The sequence below is a fragment of the Streptomyces sp. NPDC050448 genome, assembly GCF_040655295.1.
GTDB lineage: Bacteria > Actinomycetota > Actinomycetes > Streptomycetales > Streptomycetaceae > Streptomyces.
The window spans coordinates 1-2,778 of the sequence record NZ_JBFAJR010000113.1 but is presented as its reverse complement, the minus strand read 5'-3'; the positions used below and the strand labels follow the sequence as shown (position 1 = coordinate 2,778).

Below are 2,778 nucleotides of genomic sequence, written 5' to 3'. Positions count from 1 at the left end.
GGTGGTCTGGAGCGGTTTTGGCTGTCGGTCGGTGAGGCGTATGTCCGGGGTGTGGCCGTGGACTGGGAGGCGGTCTTCGCGGGGACCGGTGCCCGCCGGGTCGACCTGCCCACCTACGCCTTCCAGCGAGACCGCTACTGGATCGACGTACCCGTGTCCCGGGTCGGCGACGTCGCCTCCGCCGGGCTCGGTTCCGCCGAGCACCCGCTGCTCGGTGCCGCCGTCGAGCTGCCCGACTCCGACGGGTTCCTGTTCACCGGGCGCCTGTCCCTCCAGAGCCACCCCTGGCTGGCCGACCACCGGGCCGCGGGTACCGTGCTCCTGCCCGGCACCGCCTTCGTCGAGCTCGCCCTGCACGCAGGCCGACGGGTCGGTACCGCCTTCGTCGAGGAACTGAACCTGGAGGCCCCGCTGGTGCTGCCCGAGAAGGGCGCCCTCCAGCTCCGGCTCTCCGTGGCCGGGCCCGACGAAACGGGGCGGCGCGTGATCCACTTCCACTCGCGTTCGGAGGCCCCCGCCGGGGACGCCCTCGGCCTCGGGCAGGACCTGCCGTGGACGCGCCACGCCAGTGGTGTCCTCGGCGCACCCGACGCGGTGACCGCGCCGCAGGCCGCGCCCGGCCCGGAGTTCTGGCCGCCCGCCGGGGCCGAACCGCTCGACGTGTCCGACCTGTACGAACTGTTCGCGGCCGGCGGGTACGCGTACGGCCCGGTCTTCCGCAACCTGCGGGCGGCCTGGCGCCTCGGCGACGAACTCTTCGCCGAACTCGCCCTGTCCGAGGGCCCCGGGGCCGACGCCGCCGACTTCGGCGTGCACCCGGCGCTGCTGGACGCGGGCCTGCACGGCCTCGCGCTCGGCTCCTTCCTCGGCGGCGACGCAGCCGAGGACGGCAGCGGCCGGATGCGGCTGCCGTTCTCCTTCACGGGGGTGGGCCTGCACGCCGTCGGCCCGGGCGCCCTGCGGGTGCGCCTCACCCCGGCGGGGTCCGGCGCGGTGTCCCTCGCGGCGTTCGACGAGAGCGGCGAGCCGGTCGTGTCGGTGGAGTCGCTGCTGCTGCGGGAGCTCGACCCGGCACGGCTGAGCGCGTCCGCGCCCGCCTTCCACGAGTCGCTGTTCCGGCTGGAGTGGCCCGCGGTCGGCGGCAACCAGGCCGCCACCGGCGGCCGGTGGGCCGTGATCGGCACAGACCCGCTCGGCCTCGAAGACGCGCTGGCCGCGGCGGGTGCCACCGTCGACGCGTACACCGACCTGGACGTCCTCACGGGCGTGGTGCTCGCCGGGAAGCCGCTGCCGGACACGGTCCTGGTGTCGTACGCCGACCCGGCCGGGCCCGGTACGGGCGGCGGCACCGCGGGCGCCGCCCGAAGCGCCGCCCACGGCGTGCTGGAGCTGGTGCAGACCTGGCTGGCCGAGGAGCACCTCTCCGGGGCCCGCCTGGCGGTCGTCACCCGGGGCGCGGTCGAGGTACGGCCCGGCGACGGCGTCCCGGACCCGGCGCACGCGACCGTGTGGGGCCTGCTGCGCTCCGCCCAGTCGGAGAACCCCGGCCGGTTCGTCGTCCTCGACCTCGACCCCGGCGCCACCGCCGGCGTCGAGGAGGTCACCGCGGACGGTCCCGCCCTCGGCGAGCTGCTCGCGGCCGCCGCGGCGAGCGGGGAGCCCCAGCTCGCGCTCCGTGCCGGATCCCTGCACGCGGCCCGGCTGGCGCGGGTTCCCGCGGCCCGCCCGGAGCCGCAGGAGACCGGCGCCGACGCCGCGGACGGCACCCCGTCCGAGGCTCTCGTACCGGCCGCCGGGCTCGACCCGGAGGGCACCGTCCTCATCACCGGCGGCACAGGTGTCCTGGGCAGCCTCCTGGCCCGGCACCTGGCGACCGAGCGCGGTGTGCGGCACCTGCTGCTGACCAGCCGCCGCGGACCCGGCGCCGCCGGCGCCGCGGAGCTGGTCGCGGACCTCGCCGCGCTGGGCGCCGAGGCGGAGGTCGTCGCCTGCGACGCCGCCGACCGGGAGGCCCTGGCCGCACTGCTGGCGCGGATCCCGCAGGCGCACCCGCTGACCGCGGTCGTCCACACCGCGGGCCACCTCGACGACGGGCTCGTGCCGTCGCTGACCCCCGATCGGATCGACGCGGTGCTGCGGCCGAAGGTCGACGCGGCCCTGCACCTGCACGAGCTGACCCGGGAGGCGGACCTGTCGGCGTTCGTGCTGTTCTCCTCCGCGGCCGGCACACTCGGCAGCCCCGGGCAGGCCAACTACGCGGCGGCCAACGCGTTCCTCGACGCCCTGGCCCAGCAGCGGCGTGCGGCGGGCCTGCCCGCGGTGTCGCTGGCCTGGGGTCTGTGGGAGCAGCGCAGCGAGATGACCGGCGACCTCACGGACGCCGACGTCCAGCGGATGGCGCGGGCCGGACTGGCCCCGCTCTCCTCCGCGGAGGGCCTGGCCCTGTTCGACACGGCCTGCTCCGTGGCCGCGGCCGGCCAGGACGCCGCCGTCCAGGAGCCCGGCAGCGGGGTCTTCGTCGCGATGCGGCTGGACACCGGGCCGCTGAAGGCCCAGGCGGACGCGGGCGGCCTTCCGCCGCTCTTCCGGGGCCTGGTCCGCGGCGGGCTGCGCCGGGCCGCCGGTGCCGCCGACGCGGCGGCGTCCGCGGCCGCGCGACGGCTCGCGGGGCTGGCCGGGCTGCCGGAGGAGGAACAGGAGCGGCTGCTGCTGGAGGTCGTGCGCGAGCAGACCGCCGCGGTCCTCGCCTACCCCACCGCCGACGCGGTGGGGGAGTCC

1 protein-coding gene is annotated in these 2,778 nt (G+C 77.5%); it reads left to right on the top strand.

Going from position 1 to position 2,778, the window contains the following annotated elements; genetic code table 11:
- Nucleotides 1–57: 57 nt before the first annotated feature.
- A partial coding sequence (locus AB0I68_RS38905; protein WP_363182175.1) for a type I polyketide synthase occupies nucleotides 58–2,778 on the top strand: 2,721 nt, incomplete at its 3' end.